Source organism: Pseudomonas artemisiae (assembly GCF_057128685.1).
Window position 1 is genome coordinate 1 of sequence record NZ_JBSKHS010000033.1, and the last position, 1,693, is coordinate 1,693.

Here is a 1,693-nt window from a genome sequence, read left to right on the forward strand (position 1 = left end):
AAGTCTTTTGAGTACTTACCCATGAAAAACGCCCCATAAGGTTGGATAGGTGTCCAACATTTGGGGCGCAGTTCACCCTGTAGGAGACAGCGAAGCTGGCGAACGGCGGCATCTGAGGTGAACACTGGGCAATAGCATCACTGAAAGCCAGTTTAGATACCGAGCCTAACCAGGCCCTGTCGCGCGCCGTAGCGTAATGCGTGTGAGCTCCGAAGGTACGCCAAGGCGCAGTGCGAAACCGGGCCACAGGGCCGTGCCGTTGTTGACGTACAGCTGCATGCCATCTACGGCATAGAACCCAGATACAAAGCCTTCATTCGCATTGGCAATGATCTGGTCAAGTACGCGGATCATGCCGCCATGGGTGTGCCCCGAGAGCTGCAAGGCAACGCCCTGGCGGGCGGCTTGGCGGGCATTGCGTGGTTGGTGGTCGAGCAGAATGATCGGTGCCCCGCCCGGTGCCCCAGCCAACGCTTGTTTGAGGTCTGGGCCGGGCAAGCCCGCACGGGGCGCGCTAAGGTCTGTCACCCCAGCCACTACCAACTGCGCGCCGCCACGCTCGATGAGCGCGTGACTGTTGCTAAGGCGCTTCATCCCCATCGAAACGAAGTACTGCATCCACCCCTCGTTATCGAAGAAATACTCATGGTTGCCGGGTATCACATACACCCCATCCGAGGCGCGGAGATCACGCAGCGGCTCGATATCACCCGTGCGCGCCTTGATCGGGCCATCGATCAAGTCACCCGTGATAACGATAAGGTTTACCCCCAGCGCGTTCGAGCGGCGCACCACCTCACGCGTCCAGGGTTCATTAAATAGCCGGCTGATGTGCATATCGGTCAGTTGCAGCAAGGTATAGCCTTCAAACTGCGTCGGCAGGTTTTTGATGGCCACCGTAATGTCCTTCACTGGCGGCACCCGCGCCGCCTGATGCACACCAATCCCCGCCAGCAGCAAGGCCGCGGCACCCACGCCATAGCGCAAGAGGGGCGGTACGGTCAGCCATTGCTGGCGCACCAGCATGGTCAGCAACATTCCCACATCGATAAGGATTTGCAGCACCGCAAGCAGCAGAATCGCGCCAAACGCCCAATTGAAGAACAGCACCACTGCCCGCGGGAATTCCGGCGAGAACACGCTGCCGGAGGAGAACTTCGAATACAGGTGGTATTGCGAGGCGAGCAACAACACCAGCGCCGCCGCCAGCCTGGCTGGCAGTGGCCAGGGCATGGGATAGATAAAACGGGCGATCACATAAAGGCAAGGGGTGGTAAACATAAGGTGGAACATCGAGTTGCTCCTGTAACCGTGATCGCCTGCGCCCGCGTTACCACAGAGGCGGTGGAGGGCTCTGCTAGAGAGGTTGAGATCAAGTGTGGTGGCGTTACGTTCAAGCGATCTAGGTTGAAAGGCTGCGCGCTACGGCCGGCACTCTAGGAAAAGTGCATGGCCTAGGGAGCAGCGATGGCATATGCATATTCAATTTAGGTATTTCAATTGCCTTAATTATAGCCGTAGGTTTATCCATTCACTTGGAATGTGACAGGTTATTTCTAATTCGCTCCCTGTCAGCCCTGTCCCTGCGTTACCGCGCCCAACCATTTCGAGCCTATGTGTAGTGGTCTACTAACCCCGGACACTTTTTTAGGCGAAAATGGTCGCCACACAGAGGTGTTCGATGAGCAGACAA

Annotated in this window: 1 protein-coding gene; it reads right to left on the reverse strand. The window is 57.4% G+C overall.

Features of this window, described 5'->3' with window-relative positions; genetic code table 11:
- Positions 1–165 precede the first annotated feature (165 nt).
- Entirely contained in the window at positions 166–1,293 is a 1,128-nt protein-coding gene (locus ACWKV4_RS20560) for a metallophosphoesterase (RefSeq protein WP_483834044.1), read from the reverse strand.
- Between the last annotated feature and the right edge of the window lie 400 nt (positions 1,294–1,693).